The organism is Mucilaginibacter terrae, from assembly GCF_031951985.1.
Taxonomy (GTDB): domain Bacteria; phylum Bacteroidota; class Bacteroidia; order Sphingobacteriales; family Sphingobacteriaceae; genus Mucilaginibacter; species Mucilaginibacter terrae_A.
Map to the genome: position 1 here is coordinate 3,063,631 of NZ_JAVLVU010000001.1, position 17,712 is coordinate 3,081,342.

Sequence of the window (17,712 nt, forward strand, 5' to 3'; positions counted from 1 at the left end):
CGAGGTATAAGTGCGCCAGTAATGGCGTGGCTGTATCTTTTCGTGTGATAGGCCGTGAGAAGCCTTGGGACGGCGAAAGATAATATCAGTCACGTCATTTTTTTGTCCCTTAAATTCTCACATAATGAAAACCTTATTATTATCCATTAGCCTACTGGCTGCAACTACATGCTTTGCCCAAAAAGATTATTGCAAAGACATAAAGAAAGAAACAGACGAGTTTAGACAATCTGTTAAATACGAATCTCCAAGTTTAGGAGAAAAGATAAACGTCCAATTTTATAGAACCATATCAAAAGGGTTTACTTTTAACAAAGTCATTGTGAATTGCAAAAGTTCATCAAGTGATTATAGAGCAAAAGAATTGTTTTTAAAACTGGAGGATGGAACTATATTATCAGACCAAGCAAATACTGTAGTAGATTGCTCCTATATTTCAGGAGGCTATTATTTGTTTGTAGCGGTAATGGAATTAGATAGTGATGATATTGAAAAATTAACAAAGCAAAAGATTGTCAAAGTTAGATTAGCACATGAGGAAAGAGATTTAACAGAAAAACAGCAAGTTAAATTACAGGCATACGTACCTTGTGTGTTTGCTGAAACTAATAAATAACAAAAAAGCAGGGTTGCAGCCCTGCTTAATTATTACAACATAAACCTAAACAAGATTATGAATAGCGAATTAGTAAAAAAGTTCATAAAAGACCATAGAGGTCAAAACATAATTTTAAAAGATAATAGCACCGAAGATTTTAAACAAATGGTTTTGTATTGCTACGATCAAAATTATATCAGATACAATGGAGAAAATCATTATTTGGTTTCAGAAACTGGGCTTAACTTTTTAGTTGGAAAATCAGATAAATCAGGATCAACTTACAATACCAATCATGTAGGCCATATAATACATGGTGGGGTTACTCATTCAGATTTGTCTATAAAAGATACTCTCAACTTTTCCAGTAACCCACCAACCAATACACAAAATAAACAAAATGCTATTGTATCTAAATTGAAGTCTATTTGGAAATGGATGTGGTCTAATGTTTGGAGCATCTTTATTGCTTTACTTACTGCATATATAATTTATAAACTTGGATGGAGTTAAAGTTAAAAAGCATTTAGTGTAATATTGTATGTTGTTGCCCCCAAGAGGGGAATTGCACATGCAGCTGCTTAACACTACTATATCTTGATAAAGATTTTTCTATTATACATCACCCACAAAATAATTAACCACATTAGCACAAAAGCCAATGCCCAGGCTAAAGAGGCATTAATAGGTGAAAAGTACGGTGCAAAAAAGCTTTGATAAAGAAAGCTACTCACGCTGGTTTTACTGCCGTGGTTATTTACCATCCAGCGGTTTAGTCCACGAGCCATCAAACCCGATATTACAAATACAAATATAGCGTTCAGGCCATACACTAAAAATGGCTTGGTAAAACTACGATAGCCTCGTATATCAATTAACCAATAGCAGGCCGCAAAAACCAAGATGGCTAACCCACCCGAGAACAGCACATAAGAACTCGTCCACAACGATTTATTAATGGGGAACCACAAATTCCACAACAGGCCAAGCGCGGCTAATATAAAGCCTGCACCCAGCAGGGCATTAATCTTAGTTGTGTTATTGGTATCAGGCCGCTTTATCAAGGTGCCGGTTAACAGGCCTAAAAGCCCGGTACCAATGGCCGGCAGTGTGCTTAAAACACCTTCCGGGTCCCAGGTTTTGCTTTGGTTCCAAAGGTGGTTGGTGGTTAAAAGGGCACGGTCAAGCCAAGCACCTATGTTAGTTTCAGGTTCGAGATTGGGTTGATTAACTCCCGGCACCGGTACATAGTTCATGATAACATAGTAGCCAATAAGCACCAAGCCTAATAAAGCCGCTTGTACCTTAACGCCGGTTTTAATGAACAGCAAACTGCATATCAAATACACTACCGCAATGCGTTGCAGCACGCCGGGTATACGTACCGTGGCAAAATCCCAATTCAAAAATATCGACATAAAAATACCCAAACCAAAAATGATAAGGGTGCGCCGCAGTGCTTTTACAATAAGCGAAGCATGATTAGCGGGATCGGCCTTTTTGGTTTGCATGGCATATACTATGGATACGCCCATAATGAACAAAAAGAAGGGGAAAACCAGGTCGGTTGGCGTGCAGCCATGCCAGTGCGCATGTTCGAGCGGGGCATAAATATGACCCCAATCGCCCGGGTTGTTCACCAGGATCATGGCCATAACGGTTAGGCCCCGAAATACATCGAGCGATAACAAACGGTTAGGCTGTACAGAATTGAAAGCTTGACTCATAAGTGGTTGGCTTAAATATAGACAGGCTTACCGGTTGTTACAAACATTTATGCCGTTAACCTTTTGCTTATTGCCAATTTATGAATCAAACCTCAATTCAGGAGCCTTAAACATTCAAAAACAAACTTTCCTTTATCTCGGGGATAATGTTTTTCTCTTTAGCGGTATCAAACATCAGTTGAATGGCCTTTTTGCCCTCCTCACCCAAATCGAGCGAATATTTATTCACATATAGCTCGATGTGTTTGTACATGACCTCTTCGCTCATTTCCTGGGCATGCGAGCGGATAAACTCCAGCCCCGATTTTGGATTAGCAAAGGCAAACTCAACAGAGCGGCGCAATACCCGGTTTACCTTGTGCTGAACATCGGCAGCCAGGTTACGGTTAGCCACAATACCTCCTAACGGAATAGCGCAGCCGGTTTGCTTTTCCCAATAATCGCCCAGGTCGAGTATCTTTTTCAGGCCTTTGTCCTGGTAGGTAAAGCGATTTTCGTGAATGATGAGCCCTACATCAATGCGACCGTCTAACAAGGCCTGCTCAATGTCTGAAAACACCAGTTCCTGTTTGTTGGTTGCCCCGGGGAACGCAAGGCTTAATAAAAAATTGGCCGTGGTATATTTTCCGGGGATGCCGATGGTTAGATGTGAGTTATCAGTTTTTAGTTGTGCGCGAAGTTCTTCCGGATCGCCTTTGCAAATGAGCATTGGCCCAACACCAAAACCCAGTGCGCTACCGGCATCAAGCAATACATAGCGGTTGGCTACATAGGCAAAAGCATGATAGCTGAGCTTGGTAATATCCAGTTCGCCACGTATGGCTTTTTGGTTGAGGGTTTCTACATCATCGTAAAAAACCTCAAACTCTAAACCTTCGGTATCAATTTTATGATGAATAAGGGCATCAAAAATAAAGGTATCATTAGGGCATGGCGAAAAGCCGAGTGTTAGTTTCATAGTAGCTTGATTATATTATTCTCTCGGTAGTAGTATATTAGCGTCAAGTTCTACCGGATACTTGGAAACGTTTATGAAGTTTTTGCTAATAAGTCTTTCCAAATTCATCAATAATAAACTTATCCAAAAGCTCAGGCACGTTGTTACAATAAAGGTTAGCGGTATTGTTTAAATATTGCTCTACCGTAATTTGACCGGTAGCATTTAAAAAGATTTGTTGCGGCCATGGATCGAAGGTAATTACCCTTGGCGCGTTAGGATCATAAGCAACAATATTGCCATCATTCATTTTAGAAAATGGCATAGTGCGATAAAAGTACATGTCTTTTAAATAATGATTTAAAAAGTACTCTGAAGGCACATACTTAAATTCGTTTTTCGAGAAGAAGTCAAATAATCCCATTATTTAATAGTTCGATAGCAAATGTATTCAGATTTTTAACGGCCAGCCCAATCTTCCAGGCATCGCGGTTGCGTTTTTCCACATAATTTGACACTGCCCTGATTTGCAGTGACGGTATGCCTGCCTGCTCACAAGCATAAAAAAAGGCAGCCCCTTCCATGCTTTCCAGTTGGGGTGCCGTGCGCTGGTGCAGTTTAGCTATCGAGGCTTCTTCGCCATGTACGGTGTTTACCGTAGCAGCAGTTACCTGCCATATGTTTTGATTTTGTATGTAATCGGCAACGCGGGCATTGGTTTTGTAAACCGTGCGGCCAAATCCCAACTGGTCGAGCGTTATAAAGCGGCTGTGGTCTTCGGCACCCAACTCGGTAAATGTATCTTCTACCACCTCAACCACGGTTCCTAAAGCAATATTGCGGTCAAAACTGCCGGCAATACCAAGGTTGATAGCCAGGTCGTATTGGTTGGTAGCCAGGTGCCTGCCCAGCGCAAAAGCCGTGGCGGTCATGCCAACGCCGGTGATGAGAACCTGGGGGGCGGGGAGCGAAGAGTGGAGAGCGGAAGATTGCAGATATTCTTGCTGCTCAGTTTTCCATTCCTCGCTCCCCGCTCCAAATGCCCCGCTCTCTATCAAAGGCTCAATCTCCTCCCGCGTTGCTGCAACTACCAATATCTTCATGCTGGCTAAGATAAAACAACTTGCCTGTTTTTGTTTTGTATATTTGCACCAACAATTGTTATGATGATACATATAACGCGCAGAGAGCATTTTAATGCTGCACACCGCATGTACCGTGAGGAGTGGAGCGCAGAGAAAAACCAGGAAGTGTTTGGCAAATGTGCTAACCCCAACTGGCACGGCCACAATTACAACCTCTATGTAACGGTGAAAGGCGAGATCAGCTATGAAACGGGTTACCTCATTGACCTAAAAGAGCTTAAAGTAATCATTAATGATTATGTGATAGAAAAGCTCGACCATAAAAACCTGAATAAGGATGTTGATTTTATGGAAGGTAAAATGGCATCAACCGAGATACTTTGCATAGAGATATTTAACCAGCTTAAAGGACCAATTGAGGCTTACGAGGGTGTTTTTTTACACTCGGTACGCTTAGCCGAAACTGAAAACAACAGTGCCGAGTATTTTGGCAACTAATAATTACTCCAATGTTTGACGACGACGACGACAACCTGCCCAACCGCGATGCAGGTATTGATGGTTACCGCAAAATAGACCGCTATAACCCCGAACTGATCGAAAACCTTTCGGCCAGTTACCATAACGTGCTTACCCAAATTGGTGAAAACCCCAACCGCGAAGGTTTGCTAAAAACCCCCGAGCGTGTAGCTAAAGCCATGCTGTTTTTAACGCACGGGTACGACCTTAATGCCGAAGAGATATTAAAATCGGCCATGTTTAAGGAGGAATATAGCCAAATGGTGGTGGTAAAAGATATTGAGGTATACTCGATGTGTGAGCACCACATGCTGCCGTTTTTTGGCAAGGCACACGTGGCTTACATCCCTAACGGGCATGTGGTGGGCTTGAGCAAAATTCCGCGTATAGTTGACGTGTTTTCGCGCCGTTTACAGGTGCAGGAACGTTTAACCAACGAAATACGCGATTGTATACAGCAAACCCTTAACCCCCTGGGCGTAGGTGTCGTAATTGAATGCCGCCACCTGTGCATGAGCATGCGCGGGGTGCAAAAGCAAAACTCGGTAACTACCACATCGGCCTTTAGCGGCGAGTTTTATAAAGACAAAACCCGCACAGAGTTTTTAGATCTGATAGCCTCTAAATTGTCATAGAATACAGAGTCAAGAATCAGGAGTCAAACAAGAAATATATTCACTCATTCAAACATTCACTAAATCACTCATTAACATTGAAAGCATATATTTTCCCCGGTCAGGGTGCCCAGTTTGTAGGCATGGGTAAAGACCTTTACGATAACCACGAACAAGCCCGCCAACTGTTTGAGCAGGCTAACGAGATACTGGGTTTCCGCATTACCGATTTAATGTTTAGCGGTACCGATGAAGATTTAAAACAAACTAATGTTACCCAACCGGCAATCTTTTTGCATTCGGTTATTTTAGCCAAAGTTGCGGGCGATGATTTTAAGCCCGAAATGGTGGCCGGTCATTCATTAGGTGAGTTTTCGGCACTGGTATCTGCCGGTGCATTATCCTTTGAGGATGGCTTGAAACTGGTTGCCGCCCGTGCCAATGCCATGCAAAAAGCCTGCGCAATTCAGCCATCAACAATGGCTGCGGTTTTAGGGTTGGATGATTTTACTGTTGAAGACGTTTGCCAGCAGGTGAGCGAGGTGGTGGTTCCGGCAAATTATAACTGCCCGGGCCAACTGGTAATTTCGGGCACTATTGCCGGTGTTGAACAGGCTTGCGAAAAACTGAAGGCCGCAGGCGCTAAACGTGCTTTAATATTAAACGTAGGTGGTGCATTCCACTCACCGTTAATGGAATCGGCACGTGTGGAGCTGGAACACGCCATTGTAAATACCGATATTAAAGCGCCTGTTTGCCCTATCTATCAAAACATTGATGCCAAAGCCTATACCGATCCGGCAAGCATCAAACACAATTTGATTGCACAACTTACCGGTGCCGTACGCTGGACGCAAACCGTTGCGCACATGCTCGAAGACGGAGCCACTTCATTTACCGAAGTAGGACCAGGCAACGTATTGCAAGGCCTGGTTAAAAAAGTTGACCGCACCGCCGAAACTAATAGTTTAAGCGTAAACGCTTAAAATTTACAAAAGCCGCAAACTAAAGCGGCTTTTGTTTTTTATGGATATATTTGATGCTCAAATCTTCGTCTGCCGTTAAATTGACTACCTATGCCAAAATACGTATTTGGCTGGCCGTATTGTGCGCCAGTTTGCTGCTAACGGCCATTATTTTACGTATTACCTATACCCCCCGCGCCGATTTTGTTACCAATGCCCGCCAGTTAGAAAACAATCTCCACAAACGTGAAACCATCGTTCAGGATTTATTTTCGGGCAAGAACTTTGAAGCGCTTAAAAACATGCCCGATAATGACCGGGCGGCACTCAGGCAAATAGATTACATAACTTTACAAAACCGCATTTGGTTAGTTACCTACAAAAAAAGTAAAGTAGCTTATTGGACGGGTATTAAAATAATTGCCGAAAACCCAAAACCATATAAAGAGGGAAGCCAATTTATAACTACCAGCAACGGGTACTACGAAGCGGTTCGCAAAACCGAAGGTGATTTTACAGCAATTGCCTTTATTTTTATCAAAAGCAATTATTCGTTTCAAAACCAATACCTGCAAAACAATTTTGAACCGGGACTGTCGCTGGCAACTAATATTGATGTTGCTGCAATTAGCGATAAAGATGTTTACCACATCAATAATATCAGTAAAAACTATCTCTTTGCCGTAAAAATTAACCCTGCTAAAGAAAATTATTCGTCGCTGGGTTGGGAAATTGCCGCATGGGTTGCGGCCTTAATTGCATTTTGCCTGCTCATAAGCAGTATATGCAATTACTTTATTTACAAAAAACAAACGCTGCTGGCATTTGGTGTAATGATTGGTTGCATTGTTTTTGTACGCTTTATTAATCTTTATTTTAACCTCCCCGATTTTACCCATACCACAGAACTGTTTAATCCTAAACTATTTACGCTAAACCCTGTTTTTCCAACCTTTGGCGATTTTTGCCTCAACCTGCTTTTCTGTTTGTGGTTGGCTATATATATTTACAGCCACAGGTTTAAAATTGTAACCAAGCAGCTAAGTAATAAAACAGGCTATGCTGTGCTAATTGGCAGCATTGTTTTGCTTATTGCGGTATCAACAGGGTTCCTGCTTTTATTCAGGCAACTGGTTATTAATTCAAACGTAAGTTTTGATGTTAAAAATGTGCTCAACCTGTCGGGCTATAGTATACTGGGAGTTGCAATGGCCTGTTTCAGCTTCCTCATTTTTTATTTCCTGGTAGAAACTTTGCTGGTTATCACTAATTCAATAAATATAGCCAGCAAAGTAAAGCTCGCCTTTTTTGTAAGCGCTATATTAATCACTACCGCTGTTTCCTTTGTTTTTAATGGCACGCTTTACTATGTGTTGTGGGCGCTATTGGTATTGGTACGTGTTTACGCCATTCGTAAACTTAATGGCGAAATTACTGCCATATCATACGTAGGTATGATTTTTATTTGTGCGTTAATAGCCGCCGTAAAGCTGGGCGATTTTGAATCCATCAAAGAAAAAGAAGTACGTAAACAGCTGGTATCGCAGCTGGACAACGGTGATAATTCGCGCATCATCAAAATATTTAAAAAGGTTGAGCAGCAAATTATTGAAGACCCCGAACTGCTACAGTATTTTAAAAGAAACGAGCATAACGAGGGCTACCTGAAAAACAGGTTTGCCAAACGATACTTTGACGGTTACCTAACCGATTACGACTGCAAAGTATACGAGTTTGATGGCAGTGGCAACCCGTTGGTGCAGGGTGGCGATTACGCCCTTAACGACTTTAAAGATATGGTAATATTCAGTTCCTTTAAGGTATCTGATTATTTTTACCGCGAGAGCGAAAACTTTGGTTTCCAAAGCTATTTTGCCATTATACCTGTTTATGATAAGGATAACAATATAGGTACGGTTATCATTGAGCTTAGATCGAAACCGGTTCATGCCAACAGTAATTTCCCTGAACTGTTAATTGAAAACCAGTTGCGTGCCGATGAACGCTTTAAAGATTACTCATATGCTTTTTACAGTGATGGCCGCCTGCTTAGCCAAAGCGGAAGCTTTGATTATGATGTAGTAAACACCGATTTTAAAGGAAAGCTCAAACAGTATTTATTTAAATCAACCAACAGTAATTATAGCGAGGGGGCAGATATTTCGCTGGTACAAAAATTAACCCGGTATAACCACCTCATCTATCAGCCCAGCTTACGCAAGGTTATTGTGGTATCAAAACCCGAAAACAGCTTGCTGAGCAACATCGCATCACTAACTTTCTTCTTTGTAGTATTATTGCTGTTTAGTGCTGTAATTATTATAGCTGCATGGGTATGGAAACGCATAACATTTGTTAAAATAACCGCGCAAAGTATCAGGTGGGATTTCAAGCTCAACTTTGAAAGTCCGCTTTATAAAACCCGCATTCAGTTTTCAATTATGTTGGCCGTGGTGGTTACCCTTGCTTTAGTGGGCTTTATTACCTACTGGTCAATAAAAGCGCAATACCTTGAGCAGCAAGACCAGATGATGGGCAATAAGGCCAACAATATTGCCACTAAATTTGAAAGCTTTTTTTCAGGAGGTATTCAACGCGCCGATGAACGTACTCAAATTAGGTTCAACAATTTTGCAGATAACTTTTCGGCAGATCTAGTATATTTCAATAAAAGTGGTGTGCCCATTATTTCAACCCAACCTAAAATTTATGAATACGGTTTATTAGGAAGGCGCATGCACGCATCAGCTTATATTATGCTTAGCCGCAGGCAAAAATCATTGCTCATCAATAATGAAAAAATAGCCAAACTAAGTTATAAAACGGCTTATGTGCCTATACGTAATGCACAAAACATCACCATTGGCTATTTGCAGGTGCCATACTTTTCAAACGAGGCCGATTATTATGAACGCATTAACTCGTTCGTAAACTCGCTCATTAATATTTACGCCTTCATATTTGTGGCTATTGGCATTTTTGCCGTATTGGTTGCCCGCCAAATTACTACCCCGCTTAATTTTATACAAGAGAGCCTGAGGCGCACCATATATGGCAAAAAGAATGAGCCCATAAAATGGGAACGTAATGATGAAATTGGGGCACTGGTAAAAGAATACAACAATATGATTGCGGCACTGGAAAACAGTGCCAACAAACTGGCACAATCTGAACGGGAGAGCGCCTGGCGCGAAATGGCCAAGCAGGTAGCTCACGAAATCAAAAATCCGCTTACGCCGCTTAAATTGGGGCTGCAACTGCTCGAAAAATCATGGAAGGACAAAGACCCGAGGTTTGATGCCAAATTTGAGCGTTTCAGCAAATCATTTGTGGAACAGATAGAAAGCCTGTCGTCTATTGCATCGGAGTTTTCGGCCTTTGCCAAAATGCCCGATACCAAAATGGTACGCCTCGACTTGTTTGAAACCCTGGGCCAGGCTGTTATTATTTTTAAGCACATGGATAACCTGCGCATTAGCTATGAACCGCCAGCCGAGCCGTTCATGATAAATGCCGACCGCGATCAGTTATTACGCTGCTTTAACAATTTGCTTAAAAATGCAATTGAGGCCATGCCTCCCGAAAGATTTGGCTTGGTTGATATTTTTTATGATATAACCGATAACCACATCCTCCTCAGGATACACGATAATGGAAACGGCATACCCGAAAACCTGCGCGAACGCATTTTTGAGCCAAACTTTACCACCAAAAGTTCGGGCACAGGCCTGGGGCTGGCATTTGTTAAAAACTCAATTGAAAACGCCGGGGGCAAAGTATGGTACGAAACCGAACTTAACCAGGGCACAACCTTTTATCTCCAGTTTCCGCAAATTGAAGATAAAGCCAGATAACAACCATTAACCAAGACTTTTATTTAAGATTCAAGGCTAAATTTCGAGGTATTATTGATTAAAATTCCACATGTGCACGTATGGCAAATACGTTAACAGGTCCGCGGTCTTTATTATAAGCTGGGTTAACAATAAACTGATAATCAGGCGTAAGCCAAAATTTATGCTGATAGGCATCAATTTTATAATAAAGCTCTGCTATAAGCTCATGGCTGTAATTGAGTTTACCATCGCCAATAATAAAGCCATAGCCACCTGCAGCCAGGTAATCTCTGTGGGCCGATGATATGCCGTTAGCAGCAAAAGCCAACCCCAACTCATCATTACTACGTTTCCACGAAGTGCCTTTAAGCACGCTGCCAAAGCTTAATGATTGATCTATCTCGGTAAAAAACCAGGTTTCGGTTTTACCATCGTTGTAGGCAGCCCGGGCAAATACGCCAAAATCAGGCGTAAGATATTGTTCGGCATTAATACCAAAGCCGTATTTATGATGGCCATAACCGGTAACAGCATCAACATCGGGCGCGGCGGGATTACGTAAAATCGCTTCTCGATAGTTGCCCATTTTACCCTGGTTGTAAAAGCCCAGCAAACGCACGGTGCCATCTTGCCCGTTTAATTTGTAGCGTTGTTCGTACTCTAATGATTGGGTATTGGCCTTGCCAACGCGCTCATCTAATACCGAACCGTTAGCCTCGGTAGGCACCATGGTAAAGGCGTAACGCAACGACCAGTTAGGTTGCCCCAGTTCGGCCACTGCGCCTATGATATAGCCGCGTGTATTGGCCGGGTAATCCCATGCTCCGTTGCTCATTAAAGCCCAGTTCATAAACTGCGTACGAGGGTCGTGACTAAAGCTGTTGTTATCAAAATAATCAGATATGCCAAATTTTCCGGCCGTTACAGAGAAATAGCGTTTGCTCTTTTTACCCGCCAGTTGGTTGGCATCATCAGTAAGATAGTCATAATCCTTACCCCACTCAAACCTTTGGGTTAAAAACAGGCGGGCTATATAAATTTTAGGTTCGGCTGCACCCACACGAAAAGTTTCACCGTTAGGGAAACCAGCTACGCCCAGCGTTTTACTAAAGCCCGATCCGCCCGACATTTCGGTATTAAAATACGCCTCGGCCCCTTTCCAAAGCCTTGCCCCGCCAAAAAGCGTGGTTGTTAATGATGTTGCAGTTTCGTGGCCGGGCAGTAAACTGTTTTGACCGGTATAAGCCGCGCTGAAACTTGGCTTGGTTTGGGTAATAACGGTTTGTTGAAAATGCAGGTTAAAGCGTTGCGCTTTAGTGGTATCCTGGGCAAATAAAAGCGCTGTGGCGTGTAAGGCAACCAGCAGCAAAAACAGTTTCTTCACTACTTATTAAAATTTGATTAGAGCAAATGTAGTATTGCCAATCCAAACTTTTACGTAGTACTTTAATCCTAATTGAAATTTAATTTACAGGCAATCAACGCTGTCCGTTAAACTCCCCGTAAAACTGCTCTAAAAAGCCTTCCATGTACTGGTGGCGGTTTTGGGCAAGTTTGCGGGCGGTTGGTGTATTCATCTTATCTTTTAATAGCAAAAGCTTTTCGTAAAAGTGATTGATGGTAGGAGCGGTAGTTTTTTTATACTCCTCTTTACTCATTTGCAGGTTGGGTTGCACTTCGGGGTTGTGCAGTTCGCGACCTTTAAAGCCGCCGTAATTAAATGCGCGGGCAATACCAATAGCGCCTATGGCATCTAAGCGGTCGGCATCCTGTACTATTGCCAGTTCGGGTGAATGAAAAACGCGGGCATCAAAGCTCGATTTAAACGACATGTTACGAATAATGGCTTCCACATGCTCTATAACAATAGGGTCAACTTGTTGCTCTTTTAAAAAAGCAACCGCCGTTTGGGGGCCAATATCCTCATTACCATCATGAAACTTGCTATCGGCAATATCATGCAGTAAGGCCGCCAGTTCAACTACAAGCATATCAGCCGGCTCGGTTTGCGCTATAAGTTTGGCATTGTTCCAAACACGCAAAATATGCCACCAATCGTGCCCCCCTTCTGCATTTTGCAGGGTTTGGCGTACAAAATGGGCGGTACTGTCAATAAGTTGTTCTGGAGTCATGATGCTGTTATATTTGAACGGGCAAATATAACAGCATTAAACAGGTTTTAGTTCTCTACTAACGAGGAGGAATTGATAATTACCATCACCTCGTTATCATTAGCTTTGATAAGCTCTATCACATCCACCTCCAGTATCTGGGCTATCTGAAAAAGCCTTTCGAGGGTTATTTTGGTATAACCTAACTCAATTTTACTGTAGGCATTCTGCGAAATGTCTAATTTTACCGCCAGGTATTCCTGTGTATAGTTGCGGTACTCTCTGATTTTGCGAATATTAGTTGCAACACTCTTAATCTTGCTCGTATGTGCTTCCTTCTGCATCGGTATCTTCAAAAATTACAAGTTGATACCTGAGATTTACGGAGATTTTACAGGGGCGGATTTAGTACACTTAGTGTAACGAGCTTACATGCTCATTATCAGCAAAATAAATTATATTTTACCTCACTAATAAGTAGTTATAATAGCAGGCAGCAATGTTGCCATATCTAACGGAACGGGGTTGCTGGCAAAAATAGGTGTACGTTTGCTATAAGAGTCGTAAACCTTTTTTTGTATTGCGGCTGTTGCCTTTTCGGGCGCGAGGTTAATGGTACATGATATGATGAAGTCATGAAACTTCTCTTTATCATAAATTATCCATTTTTTGTCCGACTTTTTTAGCGCTTCAATAAAAGGCATTGCAATGCTGTAATCATCAGCATAGTAAACTATAATTTTTTGGATAACCCCTTTGGGGTCGGCCGTAAATTTAAGCACGGCTGTGCCTGTAGCTTTTTTATCTTTTAAAGCCTGTGGCAGCACCACATTCTCTTTAAAAAAGTTCATCATCACATCCTTTCCGCCCTGAAAAGGAAAAGCCATTTGCTGTTGCGCCCGGCTGTAAAAGGCCGACAACAATATGGCGGCCATTAAAATCATACGTTTCATTCTGCTTCTTTTTTAGGTTCGCGTTTGCTGCCGTCGTATATATTGTACTCCAGTAAGCGGCAGTCGAGCTTACCATTATAAAACTCAACTCGCCTGCTTGCAGCCAAGCCAATTTTCTTGGCTAAATCGGGGTTGCCGGTAAATACATAGCCGCGGTAACCTTTACATTTTTGCTTCAGGTAGTCGCCTATGCGGGCATAGGTGGCTTCAAGCTTGGTATGCGTGCCCAGGCGTTCGCCATACTCCGGGTTAAACATTACAATGCCGGGTTGCTCAGGTACTTCGGTATCAGCAAAATCACCAACACTAAATTCTATCAAATGTTCTACACCGGCGGTACGTGCATTCTTTTGTGCAATATCAACTGCATCTTCTGATAGGTCGGTAGCCAGTATTCTAAAGCCGGTTTCTTTTTTTGCTTTATCTTTTAACTTACGGCGCTCGGTAAAAAACACTTGCTCGTCATAGCCCATAAAGTGCATAAAGCTGTAATTCATTCTAAACAAGCCCGGGCTTTTATCGGTAGCCAGCAGGGCGGCTTCAATGGCTAAAGTACCCGACCCGCACATGGGGTTAATAAATGTGCTTTTGCGGTCCCAGCCTGTAGCCATAATGGTTGAGGCAGCAAGTGCTTCCAGCATTGGTGCCTTGCCCGGTATTTTGCGGTAGCTGTGCTTGGCCAGGGTTTCGCCCGAGGTATCAACAAATATCTCGGCCTTGTCATCCTGCCAGTACAGGTGCAGCACAGCCTTGTTTAATTCGGGACCCGAATTTGGGCGGATGCCTTTTTTCTCTTTAATACGGTCTACAACGGCATCTTTAACCTTAACGTTGGCGTAAAGCGGGGTGAGTATGTGCTCGTTATTTACGTTGGAAGTTATGGAAAAGTAACCATTAAAATCGATCAGGTTTTCCCATTCAATTTGTACCAGCTCGTTGTAAAGGCGTTGCGGGTCGGCAGCTTCAAAGCTCCCGAGTGAGTATAATATCTGGCTGGCGCAGCGCAGGTTAAGATTTAGCGGAATACAATCATTAACGGTACCCACCAGCTCAACGCCGGTTTGAAAGGCGCGCTTAATGGTAAAACCCAACGCTTCCACTTCCTGTTGCAGGTATGGTGCAAGGCGTTTATTGCAGGTAATGATGATCTTACTTTCGGTTTGATAAATTTGCATGTTGGCTACAAATTTATGAATTAAAAAATGCCCGATTTACAATTGTAACCATTAACTTTACGTTTTATAAGCAAGAATTATGGATATTAAAGGCAAAGTACACGAAGTTACTCCTACACAGCAAGTTACCGAATCTTTAAAGAAGAGAGAACTTATAGTAGAATATATAGAAAACCCGCAATACCCTGAGTATATTAAGTTTGAAGCAATTCAGGATCGTTGCAACCTGCTTGATGCAGTGAAAGTTGGCGACGATGTTGAGGTGTTCTTCAACCTTCGCGGCCGCCCATGGACCGATAAAACAGGCAAAAAAAGCTACTTTAACTCATTGCAGTTATGGCGCCTTAACGTACTAAGCGCAGGTGCAGCAGCAGCTACCCCTGATTACGCTCCACCGGTTGACATCAACTCTGCACCGGATGACGACGATTTGCCGTTCTAATTAATAGAATCAAGAGTAAAGATTCAAGATTCAAGACACAAAAAGGCCGTTTGATTTATATTCAAGCGGCCTTTTCTTATATGATCAAATCTGTATTCTTGATTCTGCATCCTTGACTCTATTTTCAATTGTTAAAATTTGTTAAACTGGTGTTACACACTTGTATTTCAGTTATTTTTGTTGAAGAATGAAGAAAAGGAGTATTGGTTTAATAATTGGCCTGATGGGGTTTGCCTTGCTGGGAGTGGTGGCCATGCAATATTTTTTCCTGCGCCAATCTTACCATATGCAATCGGAGTTGTTTGACCGCGATGTGCATGAGGCCTTAAATACCGTGGTATCAAAGCTTGAAAAAAAAGATGCCAATAGGTTTATTGATAAACGGGCCGATAGCATGATGGTTAAAGAAGAGCGTAAGCTTACCAAAACCGAGGTTAAAAAAAATGTTGCCGATAGTTCATTAAACACCACAGCCACACAAAGCCGTAAGCAGCATGATTTGCGTATTGCCAAATTACGCGACAGTCTTAAATATATCATGCTTCGCACCAAACTTGATGAAGAGCTTTACGGGCTTCCGCAAGAAGAAATGGTGAATGTAAAAATTCAGATTGAAGAGTTTGTTGACGAATATGGTATACTGCACCAAAACAGGGGGCCGCTTGAAATAACTAAGCTTCCGCCAACCAAACATGGCGATAAGCTGCACAAATACGATACTACATACCAGCATTACCTCGATCCGCAGTTTGGTCCGCAGGTAGTGGCACGCCTCAGGATTAATCCCTACTGGCAGCGCGAGCATGAGCGCAAAGTAAAAGAACGCAAGGTTGCCCAAATTAGGCAAATGCTGCGTGCCGATTCACTGGCCAAGCTAAACCAAAAGGAAACTGAGGTAACGTTAACCAACTTTACGGTTATGCAAAACCTGGCCGAAGAGTATAAGAACTCGGGCCAGCCGTTAAAAGACCGCATTAACACGTTGTGGATTGACTCCCTGCTGCGTTTTGAGTTGCACAATAAAGGCATAACACTGCCCTTTAGTTATGAGGTGAGCACCGCTAATAATGATTCGTTGATATTTTCTAAAGCGTATGATATGGTGGGCGAAAAGCCTGTATTTTATGCCAGCGAAACTTACCAAACCCCTATTTTTGCCAAAGATGTAATTAACGACCCGGGTAAAATACAGCTGTTCTTCCCCGATAAAAATTCGCATATATTGAGCAGCATGACTTACATGCTCAGCATTAGCGGGGGTTTATTAATGGTACTGATTGTTTGCTTTGGCTATACCATATTTATCATCCTGCGTCAAAAGAAAATTTCGGAAATGAAAACCGATTTTATTAACAACATGACGCATGAGTTTAAAACGCCGGTTTCAACCATTATGATTGCCAGCGAGGCGTTAAAAGACCAGGAAATTATTGAAGATAAAGCCCGCGTAACCCGCCTGGCCGATATTATTTACGAAGAAAATGCCCGTTTAGGTAGCCATATTGAGCGTGTACTGAATATTGCCCGCATTGAAAAGAACGACTTTAAGCTCGACAAAAAACCTGTCGATGTTAACGAACTGGTAACCGATGTGCTGGACAGTATGCAGCTTAAATTGCAAAAAAGCAATGCTCAAGTTGATTTGCACTTAGATGCCGAGTTTGCCGTTATTGAAGCCGATGAACTGCACTTTGCCAACGTTATATTTAACTTAATTGACAATGCCATTAAGTATAGTAACGATGAGCCTCAACTAACCATAAGCACGCTTAATAAAGGCAACCAACTGGTTATACGTGTGGCCGATAAAGGCATAGGCATGAGCCGCGACCAACAGGCAAAAATATTTGAGCAATTTTACCGTGTACCTACCGGTAACCTGCACGATGTTAAAGGCTTTGGTTTAGGTCTGAGCTATGTAAATACTATTGTTAAACGCCTGGAGGGTATGATAAGTGTACGATCAGAAAAGGAAAAAGGCTCCGAATTTGAACTAAAATTCAACGTTTTTGCATGAAGAAAATACTATTGGTAGAAGACGACCCTAACCTGGGCACCCTATTGCAAGACTACCTGCAACTTAAAGGCAAATTTGATGTGGTGCTGTGTAAGGATGGCGATGCCGGGTTAAAGGAGTTTACCAAAAGTGAGTATGATTTACTGATTTTAGATGTAATGATGCCTAAAAAAGACGGCTTTACCCTGGGTAAAGAGATACGCAAAATGAATGAGCACGTGCCCATAATTTTTGCCACCGCCAAAGGCATGATCGAAGATAAAACCCTGGCCTTTAACTTGGGTGGCGATGATTATATTACCAAACCTTTCCGCATTGAAGAGCTGCTGCTGCGCATTAATGCCCTGTTAAAACGCGCTGCAAGCGGAAGTGCCGAAGAAGAAAAACCAACCACTTTTAAAATTGGCAAGTACGACTTTGATTTTACCTCGCAGGTGATAACTGCTGATGGTGTTGTGCAAAAACTATCTACCAAAGAAGCCGGCCTGCTGCGCCTGTTATGCCTGAAAAAAAACGAGGTGCTCACCCGCGAAGAAGCCCTGCTCAACATCTGGAACGACGACAACTACTTTAACGGCCGCAGCATGGACGTGTTTTTGAGCAAAATACGCAAGTACTTAAAAGATGATTCGCGCGTGGAAATTATTAATGTGCATGGCCGGGGGTATAAGTTACTGGTGAATTAAGCTGCTTTTTGGTGTAGGTTGTGTATATTAGATGTACCAATCAACCT

The 17,712-nt window shown here is 42.3% G+C and carries 18 protein-coding genes; 9 read left to right on the forward strand and 9 right to left on the reverse strand.

Annotated elements, in window-relative coordinates; translation table 11 throughout:
• Nucleotides 1-124 precede the first annotated feature (124 nt).
• Together QE417_RS13075 and QE417_RS13080 are read left to right on the forward strand one after the other, a co-directional pair.
• Nucleotides 125-616 carry a hypothetical protein gene (locus QE417_RS13075; RefSeq protein ID WP_311950624.1) on the forward strand — a complete coding sequence of 164 codons (492 nt, stop codon included), beginning with the start codon at nt 125-127 and terminating at the stop codon, nt 614-616.
• 57 nt (nt 617-673) lie between these two features.
• A complete protein-coding gene (locus QE417_RS13080) occupies nt 674-1,111 on the forward strand; it encodes a hypothetical protein (RefSeq protein WP_311950626.1) in 438 nt (145 codons plus the stop codon).
• Nucleotides 1,112-1,188: 77 nt separating this feature from the next.
• Here the strand turns inward: QE417_RS13080 and QE417_RS13085 are convergent, their stop codons facing one another.
• From QE417_RS13085 to mqnB, 4 genes are all read right to left on the reverse strand, one after another.
• Nucleotides 1,189-2,325, reverse strand: a complete 1,137-nt coding sequence (locus QE417_RS13085) for an acyltransferase family protein (RefSeq protein WP_311950628.1) — start codon at nt 2,323-2,325, stop codon at nt 1,189-1,191.
• Between the two features lie 106 nt (nt 2,326-2,431).
• Nucleotides 2,432-3,283 carry a menaquinone biosynthesis family protein gene (locus tag QE417_RS13090; protein WP_311950629.1) on the reverse strand — a complete coding sequence of 284 codons (852 nt, stop codon included), beginning with the start codon at nt 3,281-3,283 and terminating at the stop codon, nt 2,432-2,434.
• Between the two features lie 85 nt (nt 3,284-3,368).
• On the reverse strand, nt 3,369-3,686 hold the full coding sequence (locus QE417_RS13095; protein WP_311950630.1) for a hypothetical protein: 318 nt from the start codon (nt 3,684-3,686) through the stop codon (nt 3,369-3,371).
• Complete coding sequence (gene mqnB / locus QE417_RS13100; RefSeq protein ID WP_311950632.1) at nt 3,673-4,365, reverse strand: futalosine hydrolase; 693 nt, start codon at nt 4,363-4,365, stop codon at nt 3,673-3,675. The genes QE417_RS13095 and mqnB overlap by 14 nt, the downstream gene beginning before the upstream one ends.
• Nucleotides 4,366-4,428: 63 nt before the next feature.
• Here mqnB and QE417_RS13105 point away from each other — a divergent pair, with 63 nt between their 5' ends.
• From QE417_RS13105 to QE417_RS13120, 4 genes are all read left to right on the forward strand, one after another.
• The gene (locus tag QE417_RS13105; protein ID WP_311954659.1) at nt 4,429-4,845 is read left to right on the forward strand and encodes a 6-pyruvoyl trahydropterin synthase family protein; all 417 of its coding nucleotides are present in this window, start codon (nt 4,429-4,431) and stop codon (nt 4,843-4,845) included.
• Between the two features lie 11 nt (nt 4,846-4,856).
• Nucleotides 4,857-5,501 carry a GTP cyclohydrolase I FolE gene (gene folE / locus QE417_RS13110; RefSeq protein ID WP_311950634.1) on the forward strand — a complete coding sequence of 215 codons (645 nt, stop codon included), beginning with the start codon at nt 4,857-4,859 and terminating at the stop codon, nt 5,499-5,501.
• 77 nt (nt 5,502-5,578) lie between these two features.
• Complete coding sequence (gene fabD, locus QE417_RS13115) at nt 5,579-6,466, forward strand: ACP S-malonyltransferase (protein WP_311950636.1); 888 nt, start codon at nt 5,579-5,581, stop codon at nt 6,464-6,466.
• A 53-nt stretch (nt 6,467-6,519) separates the two neighbouring features.
• Nucleotides 6,520-10,299 carry a sensor histidine kinase gene (locus QE417_RS13120; protein WP_311950637.1) on the forward strand — a complete coding sequence of 1,260 codons (3,780 nt, stop codon included), beginning with the start codon at nt 6,520-6,522 and terminating at the stop codon, nt 10,297-10,299.
• 58 nt (nt 10,300-10,357) lie between these two features.
• On the opposite strand, the gene QE417_RS13125 is transcribed toward QE417_RS13120, so the two are convergent.
• The 5 genes from QE417_RS13125 to QE417_RS13145 form a co-directional block, all read right to left on the reverse strand.
• Entirely contained in the window at nt 10,358-11,665 is a 1,308-nt protein-coding gene (locus QE417_RS13125) for a carbohydrate porin (protein WP_311950639.1), read from the reverse strand.
• 94 nt (nt 11,666-11,759) lie between these two features.
• Nucleotides 11,760-12,413, reverse strand: coding sequence for an HD domain-containing protein (locus QE417_RS13130; protein WP_311950641.1), 654 nt, complete (start codon nt 12,411-12,413; stop codon nt 11,760-11,762).
• A 47-nt stretch (nt 12,414-12,460) separates the two neighbouring features.
• Nucleotides 12,461-12,736, reverse strand: a complete 276-nt coding sequence (locus QE417_RS13135) for a helix-turn-helix domain-containing protein (RefSeq protein WP_311950643.1) — start codon at nt 12,734-12,736, stop codon at nt 12,461-12,463.
• A gap of 126 nt (nt 12,737-12,862) precedes the next feature.
• Nucleotides 12,863-13,345: a hypothetical protein gene (locus tag QE417_RS13140; RefSeq protein WP_311950644.1), complete on the reverse strand. Its 483-nt coding sequence runs from the start codon at nt 13,343-13,345 to the stop codon at nt 12,863-12,865.
• A complete protein-coding gene (locus QE417_RS13145; protein ID WP_311950645.1) occupies nt 13,342-14,520 on the reverse strand; it encodes a THUMP domain-containing class I SAM-dependent RNA methyltransferase in 1,179 nt (392 codons plus the stop codon). The genes QE417_RS13140 and QE417_RS13145 overlap by 4 nt, the downstream gene beginning before the upstream one ends.
• 79 nt (nt 14,521-14,599) lie before the next feature.
• Between QE417_RS13145 and QE417_RS13150 the strand changes: the two genes are divergently transcribed.
• From QE417_RS13150 to QE417_RS13160, 3 genes are all read left to right on the forward strand, one after another.
• Nucleotides 14,600-14,962, forward strand: coding sequence for a DUF3127 domain-containing protein (locus QE417_RS13150; RefSeq protein WP_311950647.1), 363 nt, complete (start codon nt 14,600-14,602; stop codon nt 14,960-14,962).
• Nucleotides 14,963-15,149: 187 nt separating this feature from the next.
• Nucleotides 15,150-16,979 carry a sensor histidine kinase gene (locus QE417_RS13155; protein ID WP_311950649.1) on the forward strand — a complete coding sequence of 610 codons (1,830 nt, stop codon included), beginning with the start codon at nt 15,150-15,152 and terminating at the stop codon, nt 16,977-16,979.
• Nucleotides 16,976-17,665, forward strand: coding sequence for a response regulator transcription factor (locus tag QE417_RS13160; protein WP_311950651.1), 690 nt, complete (start codon nt 16,976-16,978; stop codon nt 17,663-17,665). Before QE417_RS13155 ends, QE417_RS13160 begins: the two co-directional genes overlap by 4 nt.
• Nucleotides 17,666-17,712: the final 47 nt, after the last annotated feature.

Coding starts and splice junctions, on each gene's coding strand:
- QE417_RS13075 (WP_311950624.1), top strand. CDS start 125: ATGAAAACCTTATTATTATCCATTAGCCTACTGGCTGCAACTACATGC.
- QE417_RS13080 (WP_311950626.1), top strand. CDS start 674: ATGAATAGCGAATTAGTAAAAAAGTTCATAAAAGACCATAGAGGTCAA.
- QE417_RS13085 (WP_311950628.1), bottom strand. CDS start 2,325: ATGAGTCAAGCTTTCAATTCTGTACAGCCTAACCGTTTGTTATCGCTC.
- QE417_RS13090 (WP_311950629.1), bottom strand. CDS start 3,283: ATGAAACTAACACTCGGCTTTTCGCCATGCCCTAATGATACCTTTATT.
- QE417_RS13095 (WP_311950630.1), bottom strand. CDS start 3,686: ATGGGATTATTTGACTTCTTCTCGAAAAACGAATTTAAGTATGTGCCT.
- mqnB (WP_311950632.1), bottom strand. CDS start 4,365: ATGAAGATATTGGTAGTTGCAGCAACGCGGGAGGAGATTGAGCCTTTG.
- QE417_RS13105 (WP_311954659.1), top strand. CDS start 4,429: ATGATACATATAACGCGCAGAGAGCATTTTAATGCTGCACACCGCATG.
- folE (WP_311950634.1), top strand. CDS start 4,857: ATGTTTGACGACGACGACGACAACCTGCCCAACCGCGATGCAGGTATT.
- QE417_RS13120 (WP_311950637.1), top strand. CDS start 6,520: ATGCTCAAATCTTCGTCTGCCGTTAAATTGACTACCTATGCCAAAATA.
- QE417_RS13130 (WP_311950641.1), bottom strand. CDS start 12,413: ATGACTCCAGAACAACTTATTGACAGTACCGCCCATTTTGTACGCCAA.
- QE417_RS13135 (WP_311950643.1), bottom strand. CDS start 12,736: ATGCAGAAGGAAGCACATACGAGCAAGATTAAGAGTGTTGCAACTAAT.
- QE417_RS13140 (WP_311950644.1), bottom strand. CDS start 13,345: ATGAAACGTATGATTTTAATGGCCGCCATATTGTTGTCGGCCTTTTAC.
- QE417_RS13145 (WP_311950645.1), bottom strand. CDS start 14,520: ATGCAAATTTATCAAACCGAAAGTAAGATCATCATTACCTGCAATAAA.
- QE417_RS13150 (WP_311950647.1), top strand. CDS start 14,600: ATGGATATTAAAGGCAAAGTACACGAAGTTACTCCTACACAGCAAGTT.
- QE417_RS13155 (WP_311950649.1), top strand. CDS start 15,150: ATGAAGAAAAGGAGTATTGGTTTAATAATTGGCCTGATGGGGTTTGCC.
- QE417_RS13160 (WP_311950651.1), top strand. CDS start 16,976: ATGAAGAAAATACTATTGGTAGAAGACGACCCTAACCTGGGCACCCTA.